At 74.3% G+C, this 22918-nt stretch carries 24 protein-coding genes; 5 read left to right on the forward strand and 19 right to left on the reverse strand.

Features of this window, described 5'->3' with window-relative positions:
- Nucleotides 1–240 precede the first annotated feature (240 nt).
- Nucleotides 241–960, reverse strand: coding sequence for a hypothetical protein (locus tag M8C11_RS26520; RefSeq protein WP_252454115.1), 720 nt, complete (start codon nucleotides 958–960; stop codon nucleotides 241–243).
- A 5-nt stretch (nucleotides 961–965) separates the two neighbouring features.
- The gene (locus M8C11_RS26525) at nucleotides 966–1469 is read right to left on the reverse strand and encodes a SigE family RNA polymerase sigma factor (RefSeq protein WP_013285212.1); all 504 of its coding nucleotides are present in this window, start codon (nucleotides 1467–1469) and stop codon (nucleotides 966–968) included.
- 136 nt (nucleotides 1470–1605) lie between these two features.
- On the opposite strand from M8C11_RS26525, the gene M8C11_RS26530 reads away from it, so the two are divergent.
- Nucleotides 1606–2400 carry a DUF3152 domain-containing protein gene (locus M8C11_RS26530; RefSeq protein WP_252454046.1) on the forward strand — a complete coding sequence of 265 codons (795 nt, stop codon included), beginning with the start codon at nucleotides 1606–1608 and terminating at the stop codon, nucleotides 2398–2400.
- A gap of 134 nt (nucleotides 2401–2534) precedes the next feature.
- Here the strand turns inward: M8C11_RS26530 and M8C11_RS26535 are convergent, their stop codons facing one another.
- The 3 genes from M8C11_RS26535 to M8C11_RS26545 are packed head-to-tail and all read right to left on the reverse strand — an operon-like array spanning nucleotide 2535 to nucleotide 4359.
- Nucleotides 2535–3362 carry a DUF72 domain-containing protein gene (locus tag M8C11_RS26535; protein WP_252454116.1) on the reverse strand — a complete coding sequence of 276 codons (828 nt, stop codon included), beginning with the start codon at nucleotides 3360–3362 and terminating at the stop codon, nucleotides 2535–2537.
- A gap of 29 nt (nucleotides 3363–3391) precedes the next feature.
- Entirely contained in the window at nucleotides 3392–4021 is a 630-nt protein-coding gene (locus M8C11_RS26540; protein WP_252454048.1) for a hypothetical protein, read from the reverse strand.
- A complete protein-coding gene (locus M8C11_RS26545; RefSeq protein WP_252454050.1) occupies nucleotides 4018–4359 on the reverse strand; it encodes a hypothetical protein in 342 nt (113 codons plus the stop codon). Before M8C11_RS26545 ends, M8C11_RS26540 begins: the two co-directional genes overlap by 4 nt.
- Nucleotides 4360–4557: 198 nt before the next feature.
- Here M8C11_RS26545 and M8C11_RS26550 point away from each other — a divergent pair, with 198 nt between their 5' ends.
- Complete coding sequence (locus M8C11_RS26550; protein WP_252454052.1) at nucleotides 4558–4983, forward strand: VOC family protein; 426 nt, start codon at nucleotides 4558–4560, stop codon at nucleotides 4981–4983.
- 69 nt (nucleotides 4984–5052) lie between these two features.
- Here M8C11_RS26550 and prfH read toward each other — a convergent pair whose 3' ends face one another.
- Both prfH and M8C11_RS26560 read right to left on the reverse strand, forming a co-directional pair.
- Nucleotides 5053–5658: a peptide chain release factor H gene (gene prfH, locus M8C11_RS26555; protein WP_252454053.1), complete on the reverse strand. Its 606-nt coding sequence runs from the start codon at nucleotides 5656–5658 to the stop codon at nucleotides 5053–5055.
- A complete protein-coding gene (locus M8C11_RS26560; protein WP_252454054.1) occupies nucleotides 5655–6803 on the reverse strand; it encodes an RNA ligase RtcB family protein in 1149 nt (382 codons plus the stop codon). Before M8C11_RS26560 ends, prfH begins: the two co-directional genes overlap by 4 nt.
- Before the next feature lie 221 nt (nucleotides 6804–7024).
- Between M8C11_RS26560 and M8C11_RS26565 the strand changes: the two genes are divergently transcribed.
- Together M8C11_RS26565 and M8C11_RS26570 are read left to right on the forward strand one after the other, a co-directional pair.
- Nucleotides 7025–7783 carry a peptidylprolyl isomerase gene (locus M8C11_RS26565; protein WP_252454055.1) on the forward strand — a complete coding sequence of 253 codons (759 nt, stop codon included), beginning with the start codon at nucleotides 7025–7027 and terminating at the stop codon, nucleotides 7781–7783.
- A 70-nt stretch (nucleotides 7784–7853) separates the two neighbouring features.
- Nucleotides 7854–8831 carry a DUF2804 domain-containing protein gene (locus M8C11_RS26570; protein WP_252454056.1) on the forward strand — a complete coding sequence of 326 codons (978 nt, stop codon included), beginning with the start codon at nucleotides 7854–7856 and terminating at the stop codon, nucleotides 8829–8831.
- A 46-nt stretch (nucleotides 8832–8877) separates the two neighbouring features.
- Here the strand turns inward: M8C11_RS26570 and M8C11_RS26575 are convergent, their stop codons facing one another.
- From M8C11_RS26575 to M8C11_RS26625, 11 genes are all read right to left on the reverse strand, one after another.
- Nucleotides 8878–10251, reverse strand: a complete 1374-nt coding sequence (locus M8C11_RS26575) for a glycosyl hydrolase family 18 protein (RefSeq protein ID WP_252454057.1) — start codon at nucleotides 10249–10251, stop codon at nucleotides 8878–8880.
- Between the two features lie 122 nt (nucleotides 10252–10373).
- Nucleotides 10374–11474, reverse strand: a complete 1101-nt coding sequence (locus tag M8C11_RS26580) for an L-dopachrome tautomerase-related protein (RefSeq protein ID WP_120570757.1) — start codon at nucleotides 11472–11474, stop codon at nucleotides 10374–10376.
- Between the two features lie 86 nt (nucleotides 11475–11560).
- The gene (locus tag M8C11_RS26585; protein ID WP_252454058.1) at nucleotides 11561–13822 is read right to left on the reverse strand and encodes a catalase; all 2262 of its coding nucleotides are present in this window, start codon (nucleotides 13820–13822) and stop codon (nucleotides 11561–11563) included.
- 92 nt (nucleotides 13823–13914) lie between these two features.
- Nucleotides 13915–14577: a 4'-phosphopantetheinyl transferase gene (locus M8C11_RS26590; RefSeq protein WP_252454059.1), complete on the reverse strand. Its 663-nt coding sequence runs from the start codon at nucleotides 14575–14577 to the stop codon at nucleotides 13915–13917.
- Nucleotides 14574–15398 carry a metallophosphoesterase gene (locus M8C11_RS26595; protein WP_252454061.1) on the reverse strand — a complete coding sequence of 275 codons (825 nt, stop codon included), beginning with the start codon at nucleotides 15396–15398 and terminating at the stop codon, nucleotides 14574–14576. Before M8C11_RS26595 ends, M8C11_RS26590 begins: the two co-directional genes overlap by 4 nt.
- Before the next feature lie 64 nt (nucleotides 15399–15462).
- Nucleotides 15463–16413: a prolyl aminopeptidase gene (gene pip, locus M8C11_RS26600; RefSeq protein WP_252454062.1), complete on the reverse strand. Its 951-nt coding sequence runs from the start codon at nucleotides 16411–16413 to the stop codon at nucleotides 15463–15465.
- 43 nt (nucleotides 16414–16456) lie between these two features.
- Nucleotides 16457–16831, reverse strand: a complete 375-nt coding sequence (locus M8C11_RS26605) for a hypothetical protein (RefSeq protein WP_252454063.1) — start codon at nucleotides 16829–16831, stop codon at nucleotides 16457–16459.
- Between the two features lie 127 nt (nucleotides 16832–16958).
- Nucleotides 16959–18428: a hypothetical protein gene (locus M8C11_RS26610; RefSeq protein ID WP_252454064.1), complete on the reverse strand. Its 1470-nt coding sequence runs from the start codon at nucleotides 18426–18428 to the stop codon at nucleotides 16959–16961.
- Between the two features lie 135 nt (nucleotides 18429–18563).
- The gene (locus M8C11_RS26615; protein WP_252454065.1) at nucleotides 18564–19526 is read right to left on the reverse strand and encodes an anti-sigma factor RsbA family regulatory protein; all 963 of its coding nucleotides are present in this window, start codon (nucleotides 19524–19526) and stop codon (nucleotides 18564–18566) included.
- Nucleotides 19523–20350: an MEDS domain-containing protein gene (locus M8C11_RS26620; RefSeq protein WP_252454066.1), complete on the reverse strand. Its 828-nt coding sequence runs from the start codon at nucleotides 20348–20350 to the stop codon at nucleotides 19523–19525. The genes M8C11_RS26615 and M8C11_RS26620 overlap by 4 nt, the downstream gene beginning before the upstream one ends.
- A 23-nt stretch (nucleotides 20351–20373) precedes the next feature.
- Nucleotides 20374–21483 (reverse strand): hypothetical protein, encoded by a 1110-nt coding sequence (locus M8C11_RS26625; protein ID WP_252454067.1) that lies wholly within the window; start codon nucleotides 21481–21483, stop codon nucleotides 20374–20376.
- 175 nt (nucleotides 21484–21658) lie between these two features.
- Here M8C11_RS26625 and M8C11_RS26630 point away from each other — a divergent pair, with 175 nt between their 5' ends.
- Entirely contained in the window at nucleotides 21659–22117 is a 459-nt protein-coding gene (locus M8C11_RS26630; RefSeq protein ID WP_252454068.1) for a GNAT family N-acetyltransferase, read from the forward strand.
- 214 nt (nucleotides 22118–22331) lie between these two features.
- Here M8C11_RS26630 and M8C11_RS26635 read toward each other — a convergent pair whose 3' ends face one another.
- Complete coding sequence (locus M8C11_RS26635; protein WP_252454069.1) at nucleotides 22332–22847, reverse strand: 2'-5' RNA ligase family protein; 516 nt, start codon at nucleotides 22845–22847, stop codon at nucleotides 22332–22334.
- Nucleotides 22848–22918: the final 71 nt, after the last annotated feature.

Below are 22918 nucleotides of genomic sequence, written 5' to 3' on the forward strand. Positions count from 1 at the left end.
ACCCCCACCCGCCCCCGGCCGCTCCCCGCGATCTTGCACTTGCGGCCCTGTCGATGTCGCAGATGTCCCATCTGACCGGGCAGAAAGTGCAAGATCGCCGACGAGGGCCGGTCCCAGGCGCGTCATGTCCCCCCGTCACGTATCCCGGGAGCAGCCGGAGATCTTGGTACGAGAGCGCCCTCGTGGGGGCCGTTCCGTACCAAGATCTACGGGCGGCTCGGGTCGCCGGGGCGGGCGAGGCTACAGGCGGCGGCCCTGGGGGTCTCGGGCGGTGATGCCGTCGAGCGGGGTTCCCGGCGTGAGGGTCGCCGGGTCGAACCAGAAGATCACCACCTGTCGGTCCTCGCTCCACCGGGCCAGTTTCGCCTCGACCTGCCGGCCGTCGACTGTCCCGACGATGCGTGCCGCCGGGCCGACGAAGTAGCCGAACGTGGGGATCGACGCGTCGGCGGGCACCCGCTGCTGGTCGTACCCGATCTCGTGGAAGCCCGGCCGGCGGTCGCTGCCGGACACGTCGTTGACCAGGAAGTCGGACGTCAGGTGGCCGTCCGGCGCGCGCCGCCCGGCGACCAGGCCGATCGTCACACGTGGCAGTTCCGGCACGTCGACCGGGACCATGAAGAACACGCGCGCGTCGGCGCCGTACCGGATGCCGCTGTCCACGACGGTCCCGAGCGGCCGCAGCGGCGACTCGGTTGGGGCCGGCGCGGCGGTCGGCGCGGGTGGGGGAGTGGCGGTGGACGCGGTGGCGACCGGCTCCCCGGCCGGGAGGTCCGGCGGGCCGGGCCGCGTCGCCACGGCGTCGACCCCGACCGCCACCGCGACCGTCGCCACGGCCGCCGCGACCCCGGCGCCGACCCGCCGGCGGCGGCGCAGCCGGCGTCCCCGGCGCATGATGTCCGCGATGTCCAGGCCGTCGGCCCGTTCGGTCGCCCGCATCGCGCGGCGCAGCTCGTCCATCTCGGTCACCGGCACGTCTCCTGCGGTCGGGGCGCGGACAGACCGGCGGTACGCAGCTTCTCCAGCGCCCGGGACGAGGTGCTCTTGACGGTGCCGACGGACACGTCGAGTTCGCGGGCCACCTGGGCCTCCGGCAGGTCGAAGTAGTGGCGCAGGACGACGACGGCGCGTTCGCGCGCGGTGAGCGTGCCGAGCGCGGTGACCAGCCACCGCCGCGTCGCCACCTCCTCGGCCATGTCGCCGCCGCGCCGCTCCGGGAGGTCGTCGCTCGGGTACTCGCGGATCGGCCGCCGCCAGGTGTCGACGAGGTGGTTCACCAGCACCGAACGGGCGTAGCCGTACGGGTCGCCGTTGCGGATCCGGGACCAGGACGCGTACGTGCGCACGAGCGCGGTCTGGGCGGCGTCCTCGGCGTGGTGGTGGTTGCCGGTCATGAGGAAGGCGGCGTGCGTCAGCCGCGCGGAGGACGCCCGCGCGAACTCGACGAACTCCGCGTCACCCCGGGCCATGCCGGTCCTCTGCACCTCTCACCCCGGTAGGGACGTGCGGGACGCGGAAAAGGTTGAGTCCCCGCCGGACCAACTTTCGCGGCGGGTCACCCGTCCTCATCCCCGCGCCCCCGACCGGGCGCCGAGGGGAGACGAGATGACCAGGACCGTGGACCGGACACGCGGCGGCGCGGCGGTGATCGCGCTGGCGGTGTCGCTGGCCGGTTGCACACCGGCAGGGGCCGACCAGCCCGCAGTCGCGCTGTCCGAGCCGGCCGGGCCGTCCGCTGCCGCGCCGGCCGCGTCGGCGGCGGCGCCCGTCCGGTCCCGGCCGGCGCGGATCGGCTATCCCGCCGAGGGTGGCAACCGATGGCGGTACGCCGCCGCCGAGCCGGCCACCACAAGGGGTACGGGCCGGCTGCTGCGCTACCGGGTGGCGGTGGAGCGCGACATCACGGGTCTGCCACCGGCCGAGTTCGGGGCGCAGGTCACCGGCATCCTCGCCGGCCCGGGTGGCTGGACGACTGACGGACGGATCGCCCTGCGCCGCGTCGGCGCCGGCGGGCCCGCCGACTTCACCGTCTACCTCGCCACCCCCGGTACGCGCGACGACCTGTGCGGGGACGGGCCGGACCGGTACACGTCCTGCCGGCGCGGGGACCGGGTGGTGGTGAACGTGGCCCGCTGGGTGCTCGGCGCGCCCGCCTACGGGAGCGACCTCGCCGCGTACCGCCGGTACGTGGTCAACCACGAGGTCGGTCACCGCCTGGGGCACGGGCACGAGCGCTGCCCGGGGCGGGGGCGTCCGGCGCCGGTGATGCAGCAGCAGACACTCGGCCTGCACGGCTGCACACCGAACCCGCTGCCGTTCCTGCGCGGCGAGCGGTACGCGGGCCGGTCCGGCGCGTACGACGACCGCCTGCCCCCGCCCGAGGGCGGCCGGCCGGGCTGAGGTCCGGTCCGGCGCCGGGTCTGTGCGGCCGGGCTGCGCGGACCGTCCGGTCGGGCGCGCCTGCGCCCGGCCGGGCCGGCGATCCCACCCGGCGCTCGGAACAGCATGACCGGGCCGGCGATCCCGCACGGCGCTCAGAACAGCGTGGCCGGGCCGACCGGCTCCGGCTCCGGCAGCGGCGCGAGCCCGGGCACCCGCTCGCGGACCTGGCCGTGGAAGCGGCGGGCCAGCTCGGGCGCGTCCGCGTTGTCCGGCGTGTGCACGAACACGGTCGGCGAGCGGCCCTCCCGCAGCCAGCCGGTGACCACGTCCAGCCACGGCTGCCAGCCCTCGACGGTGCGGGCCGGGTCGTCCCGGCCCAGGTAGCGCACGATCGGCCGGTCGGTCAGCGCCCGGGTACGCAGCGGCAGGCGCGGCTTGCGCGTCCACGCCTCCCGCTCCGCGTCGCTCGTCGGCGGCGCCCGGAAGAACGCTGTGGTGTCGAACGGGATCCACTCGGCGCCGGCCCGGTCGAGCGTCGCCTCCAGCGCGCGTACCGCACCGGCCTCGGTGAAGAAGGCGGGGTGGCGGACCTCGACGGCGTACCGGTGGCCGGCGGGCAGCGTGCGCAGGAACCGGTCGAGGTCGGGCACGTCACCGGGGCCGAACGAACCGGGCAGCTGGATCCAGAGCGCGTCCGCCCGGGGGCCGAGCGGCTCCATCGCGTGCAGGAACGCCCGCAGTTCCGCCTCGCCGCCGGTGAGCCGGCGCTCGTGCGTGACCACCTTCGGCAGCTTCGGCAGGAAACGGAAGCCCGGTTCGGTCTGCTCGGCCCAGGACGCCACCGTCTCCCGGGCCGGGGTCGCGTAGAACGTGGTGTTGCCCTCCACGGCGTCGCACCACCCGGCGTACGCGCGCAGCCGCTCGTGCGCGGGCAGCGGGTGCGGCAGGAAGCGGCCGGACCAGGACTTGTGCGTCCACATGGCACAGCCCACGTGCAGGCGCAGCCCGGTCACCGGTAGGGCCAACTCGTCGAGCCGCCGCGCAGAGCCGCCTCCCGGTTCCATTTCCGGGTGAGGTACTGCGCGAGGCAGCCGAGGCCGGCGAGCACCGGGGCGAGCAGCATGAGCAGCAGTCCGGCGCCGAGCCGGAACCGGTCGCTCTGGATGCCCTTGGCGGTGGTCAGCGCGAACGCCTCCGCACCGGCGCCGGTGCAGCTCACGAAGTCGGTCTCCATCCAGCCGGTGCCCTCGGTGGCCAGCACCGGAGTGAACTGCCGGGGTTCGCCGCGGTCGCGCATCACCGCCGCGGTCCCCTCGGGCCGGGCCCCGGTCAGCTCCCTGGTCCGCTGCTCGCCGGTGGAGTAGACCCGGCTCTTCGCGGTGCACCGGACGGTGGCGGGGTCCACAGTGGCGGGGGTGGCGAGGATCAGGATGTTGCCGGGGCGTACGCCGGTGTCCCGTACCTCGATCTCGGCGCCGGGAGCGAACTCGGCGGCGGCGGAGAAGGTCGACGCGGCGGCGAACGGACCCGTCTGGGTCAGCAGGGCGAGGCCGAGGAACCCGGCCAGCAGGAACCCGCCCCAGCCGACGAAGATCCACATCGCGACCACGGCGCGGAAGCGCTGCACGAGCGGGTTCACCGGACGCGGTCCATGTCGCAGGCGCCGTCGGCGACCTGTCCGGGGTCGGAGGAGTACACGCTGCGCTTGGCGTCCGGCACGGACAGCTGCACGCAGAGCGCCGACGCGTCGTTGTCGGTGACGAACGTGACGACGCCGATGCCGTCGTAGTCCCCGATCGACAGATCGCTCACGCCCCGGGGGAACTGCCCGGTCTCCTGCTTGACGGACACGGCCTCGCGCATCGCGTCGCGGAGGTAGGTCTCGGGATCGGTGCCGGCGTCCCCGCCGCCGCAGGAGGCGAGCGAGAGGGCCACTGTCGCCAGCGCCGCCGCCAGACCGGTCCTTCTCCGTCGCATCCGTCCTCCTCGCGCGCCACGTCGGCGGGCTGGGGCCGCCGGTCCGCCGCGCCCACGGTAGCCGGACCGGTCAGCGACGACGGATCGGGCCGCGACCGCCGGGCGTCACCGCGTCGGATCGGGTCGCGACCGCCGGGGCGTCACCGCGGCGGATTGCGCCCCGACCGGCGGGGCAAGAGGAGGCCGGAGGTGGTGACGATGACCGACGGACCGGGTCCGCGGCTGTGCCAGGTGGTGCTGGACTGCACCGACGCGCGCGCCCTGGCCGAGTTCTACCGCGCGCTGCTGGGCCTGGTCTACCGGCCCGGTGACGAGCCACCGGCGGCCGGGGAACCGGACGAGCGCGGCCGGGACTGGCTGGTGCTGCGGACCGCGGAGGGCGTGCCGCAACTGGCCTTCCAGCAGGTCGACCGGCTGCCGGAGGCGACCTGGCCGGAGGGGGAGGTGCCGCAGCAGTTGCACCTCGACCTGACCGTGCCGTCGGTGGTCGAGCTGGACCGGCAGCACGAGCGGGTGCTCGCGCTCGGCGGGCGGCTGCTGCGGGACCGGTCCGACGACCCGGACGAGCCGCTACGGGTGTACGCCGACCCGGCCGGCCACCCGTTCTGCGTCTTCGTCGCGTGAGGCCGGGCGCCGGGCCCGGACGGTGGAGCCGGCCGCCGACGGCGGGCACGGGTCACGGCCCGGCCCGCCCTACGGCCGCTCCACCCGTACCGGGTCGCCGCGCACGAGGTCGTCGTGGATGCGCCAGCGGGCGTCGACACCCGCGCGCCGGGCCGCCTCGTCGTCGGCGGCGATCCGCTGCCGAAGCAGCTCGACCGCGATACGGCGGTTGAGGTGCAGGTGCCGTTCGGTGTCGACCACCACGGTCCGGCCGGACGGGCGGTGCGTGGCGCGGACGGCGGTGCTGGCCTTGTTGCGGTGCTGGCCGCCCGGCCCGCCGGTGCGGCACGGCACGAACTCGATGTCGGCCTCGTCGAACGGCGTGACCACCACGTCGGTCCGGCACGTCCGCGCGGCGACGTACCAGTTCTTCCGTCCGTGACCCGTCCGGTACGGGCTGGGCGCCTGCCAGCAGAGCGTGCCGGTCCACCCGGCCGCGAACGCCTCCGCCCCGGCGCCGGTGATCCGGACGAGCACCGACCGGTAGGTGCCCGCCCGGTCGCCGGCCACCGTCTCGACCCGGTCGGTACGCAGGCCCCGCCGGGCCGCCTCGCCCTCCAGGCGGGACAGCAGCCGGGCCAGCGCCCACGCGCACTCGGCCGGTCCGCGTCCGGCGGACAGCAGCAGCTCGGTCACCTGCGGCCCTTCCGGCGCTCGTCGCGACGACCCACGTCCGGCGTCTTGTAGGTGACCAGCGGAACCGTCGTGGCGATCGGGGTGGCGAGGTCGTGCGCCACCAGGTCGCCGATCACCTGCTCGATGCGCTTGTACGCGGTGGGCGCCTCCTCGAACAGCAGCTGCCGGTCGCCGCACACCACGATCGAGCCGACCGGCGTACGGCGCAGCTCCTCGACGGTGTGCTTGGCCCGGCCCCGGCGCAGCGCGTCGGCGCGGGACATCTTGCGCCCGGCGCCGTGCGCCACCGAGTAGCCGGCCTCGGGCCCGGCGTGCGCCGCCACCAGGTAGGAGGGCGTGCCGCGGGTGCCGGCGATCAGCACGTCCCGGCCGTCGCCCGGCGCCGCGCCCTTGCGGTGCAGGTAGCGCCCGTCGCGGATCTCGACCAGGTTGTGGCACTGGTCGACGACCGGCTCGGTCGGTTCGGCGCCGAGCGCGTACGCGACCCGCGCGGCCAGCAGCCGCCGGTTGAGCGAACCCCACCGCACCGCCGCGTCGTGCCGGGCCAGGTAGGCGTCCGGGTCGGGTGCGGGGCCGGCGCCGTGCGCCTCGGTGTGCTCGCGCAGGATCCGTTCGCCCAGCCCGCGCGAGCCGGAGTGCACGACGAGCACCAGGTCGCCGGCGTCCAGCCCGAGCCGCGCGGCGTGCTCCGCCGCGAGGACGGGCCCGACGCGGGCCAGCTCGACGAAGTGGTTGCCGCGCCCGACCGTGCCGAGCCCGTCGAGGTGACCGGCCGGGATCTCGCCGTCCAGCACCGACCAGGCCGGGTCGTCGGTGTCCGGGTCGAGCGCCCGGTCCAGGTCGGGGAACCGGGCGGCGAGCCGTTCGGGTACGACCCGGCGCAGCGCGATCGGGAAGACCGCGATGCCGCACCCGATGTCGGAGCCGACCAGGAACGGGTAGAGCACCGTGGAGGACATCGCGGCGCCGATCGGCGCGCCCTTGCCGGGGTGCAGGTCCGGCATGGCGGCCACGTGCGCCATGCCGTCCAGGGCGGCGACCTGCCGGCACTGGTCGAGCGCGGCGGACTCGATCCAGCTGCCGGGGGAGGAGAAGACGGAGACGGTGGCGGGCACGACGGCCCGCCCGGAGGGGTACGCGGACACAGACGCTCGTTTCTGGGGAAGAACGCGGAGAACGGCGGACGGCAGGCGGCGAGGGCCTGCGGGCTGGGGTGCGATCCGTCAGAACGTCATGCCGCTCAGCCTCCCGGAGGCGCCCAGGGCCGGCAACCGACTTTCGACCCGCCGAGCGCCCGCGTCGACATCGGATGAGCTGATCCATAGACTCCGGTCGTTCTGGTACCACGAGTCCAGGGAGGACCACCGTGTCGAGCGAGACCCGAACGCACGCCGCCTTACCCCTGCTGGCCCGCCTCGCCGGGGTGAGCCTGGCCGCCGCGACGATCGTCGCCGCCGCAGGTGTCGCCGCGACCGCGGCGCCCGCCGCCGATCCCGCGCCGACCAAGGGACCGTGCGCGTACACGCCCACGCCGGACGAGCCGGCCGCCCGTCCGGTGCCGCTGCCGCCGGACCCGCGCCGGACGCCGGACCGGGGCACCGTCCGGGTCACGCTGCGCACCAACCAGGGACCGATCGGGCTGACGCTGGACCGCGAGCAGGCGCCGTGCACCGTGCAGAGCTTCCTGCACCTGGTGCGGAAGCGCTTCTACGACCGGACGCCCTGCCACCGGCTCACCGCGTACCCGACGCTCACGGTCCTGCAGTGCGGCGACCCGTCCGGCACCGGCGAGGGCGGCCCGGGCTACCGCTACCGCGACGAGCTGCCCACCGACCTGCCGCCCGCGCCGACCGACCCGACGGGTGTACGCCGCCTGTACGCGCGCGGCACGCTCGCCATGGCCAACGCCGGCCCGGACACCAACGGCAGCCAGTTCTTCCTGGTCCAGGCCGACTCGGCGCTGCGCCCGAACTACACCGTGTTCGGCCAGGTCGACGCGGCCGGGCTGGCCACGCTGGACCGGATCTCGGCCGGCGGCATCGCGCCCACCCCGGAGGATCCGGCTCCGGTCGACGGCGCCCCGGCGGTGCCGGTGGAGATCTGCCGCGCCAAGCAGGGACGCTGACGCGACGGCCCGGCGGGACGGCCGTCCAGGCCGCCCGCCGGGCCCGCGCCGCCCTCGGTAGCCTGCGGCGATGACGCATGAGCGGGAGATCACCGAGCCGGTCGACCTGTGCCGGCCGGACGGGCGGCTGAACCCGGACGCGGTCGGCTGGAGCCGCCGGCCACTGCACCGGGCGAACCTGCGTGGCTGGGGCCGGGCCAAGCGGTGGGAGCACTGGGGCGTGGTCACGCCGACGCACATCCTCGGCCTGGTCGCCTCGTCGCTCGACTACGCCGGGGTGCAGAGCCTCTACCTGCTCGACCGGCGCACCGGCCGGGAGACCACGGCGGAGGCGGTGGTGCCGTTCGCCCGGGGCACCGTGCTGCCGCCGGTCAGTGGTGCCGGTCCGGTCCGCGCCCGGGGCGGGAAGCTGACCGTCGCGGTGGACCAGGGCCCGGACGGCAGCACGGTGCGGGCGAGCGCGCCCGGCGTCGAGGTGGACCTGACCGTGCCGCTGCCGCCGGGGCACGAGTCGCTCGGCGTGGTGGTGCCGTGGAGCACCCGACGGTTCCAGTACACGGTCAAGGACATCGGCCGGCCGGTGCACGGCACGCTCACCGTGGACGGCACGGCGTATCCGGTGGGGGAGGGATCGTACGCGGCGCTCGACCACGGCCGGGGCAAGTGGCGGTACGCGGTGCGGTGGAACTGGGCGGCCGGCAGCGGCCCGGGCCGGGCGATCCAGCTCGGCGGCATGTGGACCGACGGCACCGGCTCGACCGAGAACGCGGTGTTCGTCGACGGGCGGCTGCACAAGATCGGCGCGGACCTGACCTGGGAGTACGACCGCACCGACTGGCTGCGGCCGTGGCGGATCACCGGCGACCGGGTGGACGTGACGTTCCACCCGTTCCACGAGCGGGTGGCGCGTACCAACCTGCTCGTGCTGGCCGGGGAGACGCACCAGTGCTTCGGGCACTTCAACGGCTGGGCGGCGACCGACGACGGTGAGCGCGTGGACCTGGACGGCCTGGTCGGCTGGGCCGAGGAGGCCCGCAACCGCTGGTGAGGCCGGTCCCCGCCGGGCCGGGCGGCCCGGCGGGGAACTCCCGGGGTCAGGCGGGCAGCCGCCAGACCTGGTTGGCGCCGCCGAAGCAGTCCCAGATCTGCAGCCGGGTGCCGTTGGCGGAGCTGTTGCCGGTGGCGTCCAGGCACCGGCCCGACGCGGGGTTGCGCAGCGTGCCGTTGCTCTGCGCCTGCCAGACCTGGGCGCCGGTGCCGTTGCAGTCCCAGAGCTGGATCTTCGTGCCGTTCGCGGTGCCGGCGCTCGTCACGTCCAGGCACTTGCCCAGCGCCCGCAGCGTGCCGTCGCCGCCGGCGGTCCAGCTCTGCGCGGCGGTGCCGTTGCAGCCGTAGAGCTGGATCGCGGTGCCGTTGGCGGTGCTCGCGGCGGCCACGTCCACGCAGGCGCCGCCGATGCCGGTGATCGGGCCGGTACGCCCGGAAGGCGGCGGGTTGCCGCCGCCGGTGACGGTGTCGTAGATCGCGCTGACCAGCGACGTCGAACCGGTGGTGTCCTGCGACAGCTCCCAGTTCATCATCCCGCCGGCGTTCGCCATGGCCCACTGCGTCTTGCGCTTGACGGTCGGTACGCCGTTGTAGCACTGCTGCGCGCCGCCGACTGTGGTGCAGTCCCGGTTGGCGTTGGCCGGGTCCATGCCGACGAGCGCCGAGTAGGTGTAGTAGCCGGGGCGGCTGTAGAAGGGCACGCCGAGCACCGCCTTGGCGGCGGGCAGGCCGCGCGACTTCCACCTGTTGACGCTGGCGATCGACCAGTCGTAGCCGGCGTGCGGGCTGCCGCCGTCGTACGCCATGATGTTCAGCCAGTCCACCGAGCCGAAGACGGCGGCGGGCACCCCGTCGACGTAGTAGCCCTCGGAGACCACGGCGGCGGTGAGCAGCTTGCCGCGGCTGTGCAGGGCGCTGCCGAGCTGCTGCATGAGCAGCGTGTAGTTGTTCGCCGAGGCGCCCGGGTCGGGGTACTCCCAGTCCATGTCCACGCCGTCGAGGTTGTACTGGTTGACGAACGCGATCAGGTTGTTGACGAACGCGCTGCGCGAGCCGGAGTTGGCGGCGAGCGCCTCGAACGCGGAGTCGTCGCCGTCGTTCCAGCCGCCCACGGCGATGGAGACCTTGACGTTGTTGGCGTGCCCGAGCGACACGAGCGAGGAGAGCTTGGACGGGTTCTCCACCGGGCGCAGGCTGCCGTCGCCGTTGGGGAGCACGAACGCGTAGTTGATGTGGGTGAGCTTGCCGTACTGGACGGTGTTGACGTTGCCGCTCCAGGACGGCATGTAGCCGACGCTCTTGAAGTTGTTCGGCAGCACCGCGGCCTCGGCGGCGGTCGGGGCGAGGGTGAGCGTCGCGGCGGTGGTGGCCAGCGCGAGCGCACCGGCGGCCAGGCGCCGCCGGAGGTGGGGTCTGGGCATCGAGGGCCTTCCCGGGGGACGGGGGCGGATGGGGGTCTTCCTCGAGGTGGCCCAAATATTAAAGAGTATTAACTAAGGCGTCAACGACACACTTCGATACGTGACGCGGCGTGCGCCCTCGGTCAGCGCAGCAGCACCGGCCCGGCGTCGATCGGCACCCGGAACAGCGCGTACGGCTTGCGCCGCAGATCCCGTCCGCCCTGGTAGGTCGCCTGCCGGTGCAGCTGGTTCGCGGTGACGTAGAGGTGGCCGTCGACTGCTACCGACATGGTGTCCGGCCAGAGCAGGCGCGGATCGTGCACCACCGTCTCGAACTCGCCGTCGGGGCGGCGTCGCAGCACCGCGTCGTGCTCGTACGCGGTCAGGTAGAGCGCTCCGGAGTCGTCGGTCTCCAGACCGTCGGAGCCGGTGCCCTTGTCGCCCTCGTCCACCACCGTGGCGGCCACCTGGTCGTCGCCGAGCGACCGGTCGGCGAGCGCGTCGGTGGCCACGCTGTACCAGCGGCGCGAGGCGAGCGGGCAGTAGTACAGCCGGGCACCGTCGGCGGAGATCGCGATGCCGTCCGCGCCCATCGACACCGGCTTCGCCGGCCCGTCGGCCGGGCGTTGCAGGAACGGCCGCCCCTCCACCACCGGCCGGAACGCCGACAGCGGTTCGGCCTTGGTGGACGGGTGCTCGTGCAGCCGGCGCCAGGACTCCCCGGTGGCGAGGTCCACCACGATGAGACCGTTCGGACCGGAGTCGGAGGAGTCGGTGATGTAGGCCAGGCCCGCCTCGCCGCGGCGCAGGTCGAACCGGACGTCGTTGAGGTACGTCGTGGGCAGCGCCACGTCGGCCGGGAAGGTGATCACCTGTCCGACGGAGTCGGTGTCCAGGTCGACGCGGACCAGCTTCGGCCCGCCCGGCTTCGTGGGCTGGAACATCGGGCTGCCGGTGTCGAGCACCCAGAGACGGTCGGCCGGGTCGACCACGATGCTCTGCACCGAGACGAACGCGCCCGCGTCGTCGTCGCCGGACGGATCGTTCCAGTCCCGGTCGGGGAACGGCACCTCACGGCCGTCGCGCAGCTCCACGACGGTGGCCGGCACCTCGTCGCCCCACTTCGGGAAGTTGACGAAGATCCGGCCGGTGTGCGACACGCTCACCCCGGTCGGCATCGCCCCGGTGAAGGTGTGCACCAGTTCCAGCTCGCCGACCGGTTCGTCGGCCACAGGCCCGTTCATCCACTGCTCGTTCCCGGGCGGGACCGCGGCAAACGTGGACGTGGGGCGGTCCCGGATCCGGGACCGCCCCACGCACGTGGACGAGATCAGGCGACCGAGGCCGGGAACCTCTCCCAGACCCGGTGCGCCGCCATCAGCCGCTGCACCTCGGCGAGCACCTCGGTGCCGGAGCCACCGGTGACCACACCGGGCGTGCCGGTGACACCGGCCTGGTTCAGCACCTCGGCGCCCGCGCCCCAGGCGCCGATCACCTTGGCGTGCCGCCACGCCTCCTCGACCAGCAGCAGCACCCGCGGGTCGACGGTGGAGGAGCCCGGCGCGCCGGCCTTGGCGTCGCGGGCCGGCAGCGCGTCCGGCGCCGGGGCCGGCGCGCCGGCCAGCAGCACCGCGTCGAACTCGACCGAGCGGCCGGTGGCGAACGTGCGCTGCACCGGCAGCCCGTCGACAGTGCCGCCGTGCGCGGCGATCAGCAGCGGCACCATGCCGGCGGCGAACACCTCCCGGCGTACCTCGTGCACGTCGCCCAGGTCGGCCTGGGCGTCGACCACGATGCCGACCATCCGGCCGTCGGCCGGCCACTCCCGGCCCACCTGGGACAGCGCCGGGCTGGGCTGCACCTCAGCGAGCGGCACGGTGGGCTGCGGCGCGGGCAGGCCCAGACCGATCGCCACCTGCTCGCACAGCACCGGGTCGACGTTGGCCAGGCACTGGAGCTGCCGCTCCTTGATCGCCTGGTGGTAGCACTTGCCCAGCTCGAACGTGTACGCCCGGATGATGTGCTCCTTCTCCACCGGCGACATGCTCTGCCAGAACAGGCGTACCTGGCTGTAGTGGTCGTCGAAGGAGGCCGGCGAGGCGCGCACCTTCGGCGCCTCGGCCACCGTCACCGGCGTGTCCACGAACGCGTGCTCCCGGTCGCCGGCCGGGAACGGATTGCCGCCGTCGAGCGAGTTCGGCCGGTACGGCGCCACGCCCGCGTGCACCGCGTGCTGGTGGAAGCCGTCGCGCAGCATGTCGTTGACGTCGGCGTGCGGCCGGTTGATCGGGATCTGGGTGAAGTTCGGCCCGCCGAGGCGGGTGAGCTGCGTGTCCACGTACGAGAAGAGGCGGCCCTGCAACAGCGGGTCGTTCGTCACGTCGATGCCCGGCGGCAGGTGCCCGACGTGGAACGCCACCTGCTCGGTCTCGGCGAAGAAGTTGCGCGGCGTCTTGTTCAGGGTGAGCTTGCCGATCGGCTGCACCGGCGCCAGCTCCTCCGGCACGATCTTCGTCGGGTCGAGCAGGTCGATCCCGGCGAACGTCTCCTCCGGCGTGTCCGGGAAGACCTGGATGCCCAGCTCCCACTCCGGGAACGCGCCGGCCTCGATCGCGTCGTACAGGTCGCGGCGGTGGTAGTCCGGGTCGATGCCGCCGATGAGCTGCGCCTCCTCCCAGGTCAGGGAGTGCACGCCCAGCTTCGGCTTCCAGTGGAACTTGACCAGAACCGTCGCACCGGCCTCGTCGACCATGCGGAACGTGTGCACGCCGAAGCCCTCCATGGTCCGGTAGGACCGCGGGATGCCCCGGTCGGACATGTTCCACATGGTGTGGTGCTGTGCCTCGGTGTGCAGGGACACGAAGTCCCAGAACGTGTCGTGCGCGCTCTGCGCCTGCGGGATCTCCCGGTCCGGGTGCGGCTTGCCGGCGTGGATGACGTCCGGGAACTTGATCGCGTCCTGGATGAAGAAGACCGGGATGTTGTTGGCGACCAGGTCGAACGTGCCCTCGTCGGTGTAGAACTTGGTGGCGAAGCCGCGGGTGTCGCGGACCGTGTCCGCCGAGCCGCGCGAGCCCAGCACCGTGGAGAAGCGGACGAAGACCGGCGTCTCGCGGCCCTTCTTCAGGAACCCGGCCCGGGTCACCTCCTCGGCGGTGCCGTACGCGACGAACGTGCCGTGCGCGCCCGCGCCCCGGGCGTGCACCACCCGCTCCGGGATCCGCTCGTGGTCGAAGTGGGTGATCTTCTCCCGCAGGTGGTGGTCCTGGAGCAGGACCGGGCCGCGCGGACCGGCCTTGAGCGAGTGGTCGGTGTCGCGCAGTCGCGCCCCGTTGGCGGTGGTGAGGTAAGCCCCCTGCTGCCCCTTGGCGATCTTCGGCACGCCGGTCTCGGCGCCGGTCGGGGTCCGGGTGTCCGGCGCGCCCTGCTCGTGCTTGGGCGGCAGCGGCCCGTGCGGGGTGGTCGGCTCCTCCAGCGGTGGTGGCGCGCTGCCGGGAGCGCCCGGCACGTCCGGAGTCAGCGCGTCACCGACCTTCTCGACGGCGGCTTCGACGACACCCTTGACGATCTGGGCGGGCTTGCTGGATTCCATCAGGACCTGTCCTCCTACAGCGAAATGTCCAGGCCCCTTCCGCCCTACCCCGGCTCAGGGCGGGCAAACCGGAACAATCGCGGGATCACAGGTCAGGACCGGTGCGGCACGGCCACGGCGGTGAGCAGCAGCCCGCCGGCGACCAGCCAGCGGCCGTCCAGGACGTCCAGCGGCGGGCCGCCGTCGGTGCGGGTGCCGTCGACGAGGATCCGGGCGGCGAACCGGCCGGACCGGTCGAACGTCAGCTCCGCCTCCTCGAACCCGAGCCAGCGCCCGGTCAGCGGGTACCACGCCTTGTAGACCGACTCCTTGGCGCTGAACAGCAGCCGGTCCCAGTGCGTCGCCGGGTCGGCGGCGCGCAGCGCGGCCAGCCGCTCCGGCTCGCCCGCGGTGAGAACCACGCCGGCCACCCCGTCGGGCAGCGGCTCGTGCGGCTCCGCGTCGATGCCCAGCCCGGCCAGCGCCCCCGCCGGCGCCACCGCCGCCGCCCGGTAGCCGGTGCAGTGCGTGATGCTGCCCACCACGCCGGCCGGCCAGACCGGCTCCCGCCGGGGACCGGGGCGGATCGGCGCCGGGGCGTACCCGAGCCGGGCCAGCGCCTCCCGCGCGCAGCGGCGGGCCGTGACGAACTCCTGGCGGCGCGCGGCGACCGCGCGCGCGACCAGGTCCTCCTCGCCCGGGTACGGCGCCTCGTCCGGCACGTCGGCGAACGCCTCGACGGCCAGCGCCCCGGCCGGCAGCAGCGCCCCGATCATCCGAGGATCCGCTTCATCGGCGCCGGCTCGCCGCCGCGGCGCCGCCACTCGCGCGGGTAACCCAGCGACACCTCCTCGAACCGCACCCCGTCGTAGTGCGTGGTGCGCGGGATGTGCAGGTGGCCGTAGACGGCGACGGTGGCGCGGTGGCGCACGTGCCAGTCGGCGGTCTGATCGGTGCCGCACCACTGCGCGAACTCCGGGAACCAGAGCACCTCGGTCGGCTGACGCACCAGCGGCCAGTGGGTGACCAGCACCGTGGGCAGCGCCGGGTCGGTGGCCGCCAGCCGCCGCCGCGTCTGCTCCAGCCGGGCCGCGCACCAGGACTCCCGGTCCGGGTACGGGTCGGGGTGCAGCAGCATCTCGTCGGTGCACACCACGCCGGCGTCGTACGCCGCGCGCAGCGACTCCTCCTTGGTCGTGGTGCCGGGGGCGCGGAACGAGTAGTCGTAGAGCAGGAACAGCGGCGCGACGGTGACCGGCCCGCCCGCGCCCCGCCACACCGGGTAGTCGTCCTCCGGGGTCAGCACGCCCAGCTCACGGCACATCGCCACCAGCGCGTCGTAACGCGCCACCCCGCGCAACGTCACCGGGTCGTTGGGGTGGGTCCACAGCTCGTGGTTGCCCGGCGCCCACACCACAGTCGCGAACCGGTCGCGCAGCAGCCGCAGCGTCCGTTCCACGTCGGCGAAGACCTCGCCGACGTCGCCGGCCACGATCAGCCAGTCGTCCGCCGTCTCCGGCCGCAGGCCGTCCACCACCGCGCGGTTCTCCGCGTACGACACGTGGAGGTCACTGACCGCGTACAGCGCACCCGTCACCCGGCCGATCCTGCCAGCGGCGCTCCCGGATGACCAGGCGCGGACCGGTGGGGTCCGGCGCCGGTCAGCCGACCCTCGCGGTCACCTCGTCCAGGGCGCGCAGCACCTCCCGGGTCACGCCCGGCTCGGCCGCGGAGTGCCCGGCGTCCGGCACGATCCGCAGCGTCGCCTCCGGCCACCGGCGGGCCAGGTCGTACGCGGACACCGGCGGGCAGCACAGGTCGTAGCGGCCGTTGACGATCACGGCGGGCAGGTGCCGGATGCGGTCCACGCCGTCGAGCAACTGGCCCTCGGCGAGGAAGCCGCCGTGCACCGCGTAGTGCGACAGGATCCGGGCCACCGGCAGCGCCTGGTCGTCGGCGGTGAAGTGGGCGAGCAACTCCGGGTCGGGCCGCAGCGACGAGTTGACCGCCTCCCACCGCCCCCAGGCCCGCGCGTACTCCCGGGCCCGCGCCTCGTCCGGGCCGTGCAACCGCCTGTGGTACGCGGCCAGCACGTCGTCGCGCTCGTCCGGCGGGACCGGCGCGACGAACCGCTCCCACTCCTCGGGCTGGAGGTGGCGCAGCCCGCCCTGGTAGAACCAGTCCCGCTCGCTGCGCCGCAGCAGCAGCACGCCGCGCAGGACCAGGCCGGTCACCCGCTCCGGGTGCGTCTGGGCGTACGCCAGGCCGAGCGTGGTGCCCCACGAGCCGCCGAACACCAGCCAGGAGCCGATGCCCAGCCGCTGCCGGATCGTCTCCAGGTCGGCCACCAGATGCCAGGTGGTGTTGGCGCGCACCTCGCCGTGCGGTGTGCTGCGCCCGGCGCCGCGCTGGTCGAACAGCACGGCCCGGTGGCGGGCGGGGTCGAAGAACCGGCGGGCCACCGGCACCAGGCCGCCGCCGGGCCCGCCGTGCAGGAACACCACGGGTACGCCGTCCGGCCGGCCGACCTCCTCGACGTACAGGACGTGGCCGTCACCGACCGGGACGCGGTGGGTGGCGTACGGCTCGACGGGCGGGTGCAGACCGGTCATGCCCGGTCATTGTGCCCGCCGCGGGCGCGCCGGGTGGTCCCGGTCAGCAGGCGACGTTGCCGCCGAGGTTGTCCAGCAGCGCGTCGGCGACCCAGCCGGAGACACCGGTGGTGACGTCCCGCAGGTACGTCCACGTGTAGGTGGTGTGGCCGTTCGCGCTGACCCGGTCGCCGCTGGCGAAGCAGTGGAAGTCGACCGTGTGACTGAGCTGCCCGTAGCCCAGCGAGGCGCAGGTGGTGTGCGGGCCGGTGCGGATGTTGACGTTCGTGGCGTTGAACAGCTGGCCGAACTTGCTGTCCACGTTGGAGTGCGAGTGGCTGCACCCGGCGCTCGCCGGTCCGGCAGTACCGGCCACCACGGCGCCCGCCGAGGCGACGGTCAGGACGACGGCGGCACCGATCGAGCAAATCTTCCGCATACCCGTCAACCCCCGGATAAAGATCGAGACGCATCAGCAGATCGATCCAAATATTTGCATATAGCAAGGTCGATGGGCAAGATGCGGCGCCGCCGCCGGCCCGGCCCGGACCGGCGGCGACGGTTGCTCAGGCGGTAGCCGGTACGCCGTTGTCAGTACCCGTGGTCTCCACCTCGGGCACCTCGCGCGGGGCCGGCGTGCGGACCGCGAACGCGTCGAAGCTCGGCCCGTCCAGCCGCTCGACGATCGGCTCCACCGCGGGCGGCTCCGACCGGTCCGGCTCGATCGCGTCCGGCTCGATCCGCCCGTCCACCGCCCGGGGCGCCACCTCGGCCGGGACGGTGATCGCCGGGCGCGTCGCCACCTGCGGGTACTCGGCGGTCTCCCCACCGCCCGCGGCGGCCGCCATGACCGCCGCCGCGGCCAGGTCGGCGACCCGCTTGGCCTCCCGCTGCACCCGGGCCCGGGTCTCCTTGGCGTGCTGCTCGGCCAGGTCCGCCGCGCGCCGCGCCTCGTCGAGCCGCCTGCTCTCCGTGGCCAGGTCCCGGCGTACGCCGACCAGCCGCTCCTCCAGCTCCGCGCCGGTCCGCTCGATGGTGGCGATCTCCCGGCGGGTGTCCTCCAGCTGCCGGCCGGCCGTCTCCAGCTCCGTCTTGAGCCCGGTCAGCGTCTCCTGCCGCTGCTGGATCTCCCGCTGCACGCCGGCGAGCTGCTCCTGGTGCGCCGCCGTCTCCTCGTCGGCCCGCTCCCGGACCTCGTTGGCGTACTGCTGCGCCTCGGCGACCAGCGCGGCGATGTCCTTCTCGGCGGCGGCGGCCCGGTCGGCCAGCTCCTGCTCGGCGGCGGCCCGCCGCTCGTCCAGTTCCTTGGCCATCGTGGCCTGCCACTGGGCCAGTTCCTGCTGGGCCTTGCTGCGGTTGGCCTGGACCTCCTGCTGGATCTGCGTCCGCGCGGCCTTCACCAGCGCCTCGGACGCCGAGCGCGCCTGCTCGACCTGCTGCGCGCTCTGCTCGGTGATCCGCTTCGCCTCCTGCTGGGCCCGGTCGTGCACGGCCTGGCCCTCGACGCGAAGCTTCTCCGCCAGCTCCCGTACGGCGGTCAGCTCCGCCTGCGCGGCGGCCCGCCGCTCCTCGTCCACCCGCTCCTGCTCGGCCCGGCGGGCGGACAGCTCCTCGTCCAGCTCACGCCGCTCCCGCGCGGCCTGCTCCTGCGCCGCCGCGAGCAGCTTCTCCGCCTGCCCCTGGACGTCCTCCGCGCGCCGGGTGGCCAAGTCGGTGATCTGGCCGGCCTGCTTCTCGGCCAGGTCCAGGATCTGGTCGACCATCGGGCCGAGGTCGCGGAAGGACGCCCGGTCCACAGCAGTCGGACGGTCGCGCAGCTCCACCGTCTCGGCCTGCGCCCGCTGCACCTGCGCGGTCAGGTCGCGCACCTGCGCGTACGCCCGGTCCCGCGCGGCGGTCAGCGCGCTCACCTCGGCGTCGACCTGCTCGACGTACCGGTCCACCTGACGTTTGTCGTAGCCGCGCAACGCGGGATCGAACCGCGGACGCGCGGACAGGTCGTCGTGGGATGCGAACGGCTCGGCACCGTTTGACATGCGCCATCCTCCGTCGGTTCGCCAGCGCCAGGCCGGCGGATGACCGCCCCGCAGGGCACGATGAGGCGCTACGGTACCGCGTCCGCGCGCGGGGCTCGCCCCGCCCCGCCCCCTGCCCGCCGACCGGCGGCGCGGTCAGACCGGGAAGTGCGGGTTCCCCGCCGTCAGGCGGATGGTGAAGCCGCCCGCGTCCCGGTGGTACGTCACGTGGTCGCAACTCTGGTGGCTGATCCACAGGCCCAGCCCGCCGTCGGAACCGTCGCCCGCCGGCAGCAGCCCGGCGTACGGATCCTTGGGGCCGCTGCCCCGATCGTGGACGGTCACCACCATCCGGTCCGGCGCGCGCCACAACCGCAGGCACACCGGCGGCTCACCGTGGCGCAGCGCGTTGCTCACCACCTCGCTGACGGCGATGACCAGACCGTCGAGGCCGTCCGGCGTGAGCAGGCCACGGTCGGCGGCGCGCACCTCGGCGCGGGCGCGGGCCGGCGTCGGGTCGATCAGCTCGACCAGCGGCGCGGTCCGCTGCACCGGGTCCGCGGGCGCCGGACGGAACTCGGTCAGGTAGCTCGTCGGCTCGGTGTAGAGACCGGCCGGCTCGTGCCCGCCGTCCGGCCGGGCCATCAAAGGATGGGTACGTGCCACGTCGGCGAGCACGCGCGCGGGCGTGCCCCGGCGGTCGTAGGCGCAGATGCCCCAGAGCGGGAAGTCGTCGTAGGCGTGGTTGATCGCCGACTCGTAGCGCGCCCACCAGTCCCAGGTCGCGCCGAGCAGCACCGGAGGCAGCTCGCCGACCAACCGGATCTGCGCCGCCCCCGCCGCCACGTACGAGGCCAGCAGCTCCCGGTAGGAGCGCAGCGCGACGCTGGGCCGAGCGTAGACGTCGCCGACCGGCAGGAACGTGACATCGGCGCCCGGCGGCAGCGCCCGGCGCACCAGCTCGGCGTTGCGCTCGTCCAGGTTCACCGCCGTCGGCTCGCCGGCCGCGACCCCGTCCAGCAGGAACGGCAGCGCCACCGCCAGCAACTCCTCGTCGGAGTCGTAGACGAACGCCTCGTGGAAGTAGCCCACGTGGCCGGAGGCCGCGCCGCTCCTCATCGGACGACCTCCACCCGTACCTCGGACAGACCGAGCAGGTCGACCAGCCGGGCCGGGGCGCGGCTCGGCGTGCGCAGCACCGCGACGGCGTCGTGCCGGCGGGCATGGTCGCGCAGGTGCAGCAGGCTGCGGTGGTCGACGAACCGCAGCCCGGCGGCGTCGAACACCAGCCGTCCCGCCACCGGCCGCGGGTCGGCCCGCTCCAGCGCGGCGGCGAAGTCCCGGTGGTTGGACGGGTCCAGCTCGCCGGCCAGCGCCACCGCCGAGTCGCCGCCGCCGGCGTGCAGCCGGAACAGCACGTCGGCGTTGGTCTCCGGGTGCAGGCAGGCCAGCTCGGCGATCGCCGCGTCGTCCAGTTGCCGGCGGTCGTAGGCGCAGATCGCCGACATCGGCCGGTGCCGCATCCAGTGGTCGATGCGGTGCTCGTAGCGGGCGAAGGCGTCCCGCTGGGCGGTCGTGCGGACCAGGCTGGTCGCCTCGGCCAGCACCCGCAGGCCGGTGTGCCCGGCGGCCAGCGCCTCGGTGGTGGCCCGCACGTACGCCCGGACCTGCCGCTCCGGGTCGACGACCTCGTCGTGCCGGTACGCCTCGCCGACGGGAACCAGCCGGAGCGCGTCCCGCCGGCGCGCGGCGTCGATCCCGGGGACCGAGGCCAGCCAGCCGCTGACAGTGGCGCGATCCTGCGGACATACCACCCAGACCTGCTCACCGGCGGCCAGACCGGCGCTTACCTGCTGCACCGCCAGCGCGCGCAACGTGGCCGGGTCGTCGTAGGCGAGGCAACCGTGGGAGTAGCCCGGGTACGACGTGCTACCGCTGGTCAACGACTCCGCCTCATGGGTCCAGTCTATGCCGGGCCCACCTGGAGATCGCGCCAGGCCGTGGCCTCGGGCGGCGGGTCGCCCAGCTCGAACTCGGCCCAGTTGTTCCAGTACGCGATCGCGTCCACGTCGTTCTGCTGGCGCAGCCAGGTGACGTGCTCGCGGATCGTCCGCGCCCGGCCCGCGCCGGTGGTGTCGGCGGCGGTGCGGCTCAGCCCGTACTCGGGCACCAGCAGCCGGATGCCCGGGTACGCGGCGCGCACCTTGCCGAAGGCCACGCCGAACATCCGGGAGGCCGGCCAGTACGCGGCGGTGTCCCGGGAGTAGCAGTCCACGCCGTAGTGGGTCATGCCCGGGTAGCCCCAGTCGGCCGGGTTGCCGCGCCCCTCGTCGAGCCAGTAGCGGGTCACGATCGGCCCGTGCCCGAGCACCCACCGCCGGTTGCGGTGCGCCGCCACGATCTGCGTCACCCGGCTCGCCGTCGCCCGGTACGTGGCCGGGACCACGTCGCCCATCGGCTCGTGGTACCAGGTCAGGTAGATCGGGCGGTTCACGCCGTCGAGCCATCCGGCGAGCTGCTCGACGTCGTCCTTCCAACTGACGTGCATGACGGCCGAGGGCGCGTCGGCGAACTTGCCGGCGTTGAGCGCGGGCAGCTCCGGCAGCGTGTCCGCGTCCGGGCCGTCCGTGCCGAAGTCGCGCATGTAGCGGATCCCTGGGTAGTCGGCCACCGCCCGTTGCGTCCGGGCGCCCTTCTCGGCGCTCATCCCGACCAGCAGCGGCACGGTCAGCGTGGTGGTGCCCGTGCCGGTGCGGCCGGCGCCGTCACGCGCCGTCGCGGTCAGCGTCACCGTGCCCCGGCCGGCCAGCACGGTGACTGTGAAGCGGCCCGGATCGGCGCCGCTGGGTGTGATGGTCACCCCCGGCGAGGCGCTGGCGAGCTGGACGGTCAGCGGGACGCTCAGATCCACCCGGATGGGGCTGTCCCAGGTGACGCCGGTGGGGTCGCTGACCCGGCCGGCGAGCGTCAGCAGCCGCGAGTCGGGGTGGAAGGCGTCGACCCGTACGGTGGTCGGCTGCCCGGGGAGCAGGACGGTCTGGTCGGCGGTGACGGAACGGACGACGGGTGCGGCCATGAGGCTCTCCTTCGACGAGCTCGGCTGCCGCTCCGGCCGCACGTCTTCGGGTGGCCAGAGTGGCTCTGACCTGCGCTTTTACCAGCTTGCTTCGGTTCGGCCCCGATCGTCAGGGCAGCCGCAGATGGCGCGAAACCCGGTCGCCGCCCCGCTGTCCCGCCCGCATCCTGAACCGATGCCGATCACCGTGCGGAACCTGCGCGTACCGGACTGGCCGCAGCTGTGGCCGATGCTGCGGGACATGGGCGTCGGCGACGACCCGCCGGAGGCCCACCGGCTCCGGTTCGCCGCGCTGCTGGCCGATCCCCGCTGGGCGCTGCTCGGCGCCACCGACGGGGGCGGGTTGATCGGGTACGCCGCCGCCCAGGACCACGGGCCGCACCTGCGTTCCGGCGATGCGCACCGCACCGTACGCCTGCACGACCTGTACGTCCGGGCGGACCGCCGCCGGGACGGGGTGGGCCGTTCGTTGTTCACCGCGGTCCACCGCTGGGCCGGCGGGCGGGCCCGGCACCTGGAGTGGCAGGCCCACCACGAGCGGGCGGCGCCGTTCTACGAGCGGCTCGGCCATCGGGGTGACCCGTGCCCGCAGCCGGACTACCCGAACTTCCTGCTCGACCTCGCTCCGCAGTGACCCGCCTCCCCTTGACGTGACCGGCTCACCGCCCGCTCATGATCGACACCGGGTCGGGGAGGTGGCGGTATCCGCGGGGGTCTGATGCCACCGTTTCCCCGATCTGGTGTCGATCATGGGGCGGGATGCACGTGTCGGGGAAGTGGGGCTGTCGGCGAGGGTCTGATGCCACCACCTCCCCGAACTGGTGTCGATCATGGGGGCGGGGAGGGTGTCAGGGGAGAGGGTGGGAGATGTCGCGGGCGTGGTCGGCTACCGCGGCGCCGACCACCGTCGCGGTCAGCGGCAGCACCTCCAGGCACCGGCGTACCGCCGCGCCCATCAGCGGGTTCGGCACCCGCATGGACAGCGTGCAGTGCGGCACCCAGCGGCCCGGCCGGTAGTGCTCCACCACCTCGACGCCGGCCCGCGCCAGCCGGTCGTGCACCGCGGCGTGGTGCGCCAGCAGCTCGGGCGTCGGCGCCGGCCCGAGCCAGAGCACCCGCCCGAGGAACTGCCCGGCGTGCTGGAACTCCAGCCGCAGCGGCGCGGCCACGACGGTCCCGGCGAGCGCCTCGGCGACGCGGTGCGGGTCCAGGCGGGGCGCGACCGCCAGCGAGACGTGCGGGCGGTGCCGCTGCGCCAGCAGGGACCGCATGCTCGGCACCCCGTCGGAATCCAGCAGGTCCCACAGCACCCGGATCCGCCGGGTGGCGTCGGTGTCCAGATACAGCTCCAGCGCCGCGACCACGCGATCACCCTAGAGGCGGTGCCCGTGCCGAGGTTTGCCGGGCACGCTGGGCGGTACTGCCCGAGGGGACG

It is taken from the genome of Micromonospora sp. CPM1 (assembly GCF_023896895.1).
GTDB classification, from domain to species: domain Bacteria; phylum Actinomycetota; class Actinomycetes; order Mycobacteriales; family Micromonosporaceae; genus Micromonospora; species Micromonospora tulbaghiae.

Coding starts and splice junctions, on each gene's coding strand:
- M8C11_RS26610 (WP_252454064.1), bottom strand. CDS start 18,428: ATGTCAAACGGTGCCGAGCCGTTCGCATCCCACGACGACCTGTCCGCG.
- M8C11_RS26570 (WP_252454056.1), top strand. CDS start 7,854: ATGACGCATGAGCGGGAGATCACCGAGCCGGTCGACCTGTGCCGGCCG.
- M8C11_RS26530 (WP_252454046.1), top strand. CDS start 1,606: ATGACCAGGACCGTGGACCGGACACGCGGCGGCGCGGCGGTGATCGCG.
- pip (WP_252454062.1), bottom strand. CDS start 16,413: ATGACCGGTCTGCACCCGCCCGTCGAGCCGTACGCCACCCACCGCGTC.
- M8C11_RS26535 (WP_252454116.1), bottom strand. CDS start 3,362: ATGTGGACGCACAAGTCCTGGTCCGGCCGCTTCCTGCCGCACCCGCTG.
- M8C11_RS26615 (WP_252454065.1), bottom strand. CDS start 19,526: ATGAGGAGCGGCGCGGCCTCCGGCCACGTGGGCTACTTCCACGAGGCG.
- M8C11_RS26605 (WP_252454063.1), bottom strand. CDS start 16,831: ATGCGGAAGATTTGCTCGATCGGTGCCGCCGTCGTCCTGACCGTCGCC.
- M8C11_RS26575 (WP_252454057.1), bottom strand. CDS start 10,251: ATGCCCAGACCCCACCTCCGGCGGCGCCTGGCCGCCGGTGCGCTCGCG.
- M8C11_RS26545 (WP_252454050.1), bottom strand. CDS start 4,359: ATGCGACGGAGAAGGACCGGTCTGGCGGCGGCGCTGGCGACAGTGGCC.
- M8C11_RS26520 (WP_252454115.1), bottom strand. CDS start 960: ATGGACGAGCTGCGCCGCGCGATGCGGGCGACCGAACGGGCCGACGGC.
- M8C11_RS26625 (WP_252454067.1), bottom strand. CDS start 21,483: ATGGCCGCACCCGTCGTCCGTTCCGTCACCGCCGACCAGACCGTCCTG.
- M8C11_RS26580 (WP_120570757.1), bottom strand. CDS start 11,474: ATGAACGGGCCTGTGGCCGACGAACCGGTCGGCGAGCTGGAACTGGTG.
- M8C11_RS26550 (WP_252454052.1), top strand. CDS start 4,558: ATGACCGACGGACCGGGTCCGCGGCTGTGCCAGGTGGTGCTGGACTGC.
- M8C11_RS26525 (WP_013285212.1), bottom strand. CDS start 1,469: ATGGCCCGGGGTGACGCGGAGTTCGTCGAGTTCGCGCGGGCGTCCTCC.
- M8C11_RS26590 (WP_252454059.1), bottom strand. CDS start 14,577: ATGATCGGGGCGCTGCTGCCGGCCGGGGCGCTGGCCGTCGAGGCGTTC.
- M8C11_RS26630 (WP_252454068.1), top strand. CDS start 21,659: ATGCCGATCACCGTGCGGAACCTGCGCGTACCGGACTGGCCGCAGCTG.
- M8C11_RS26585 (WP_252454058.1), bottom strand. CDS start 13,822: ATGGAATCCAGCAAGCCCGCCCAGATCGTCAAGGGTGTCGTCGAAGCC.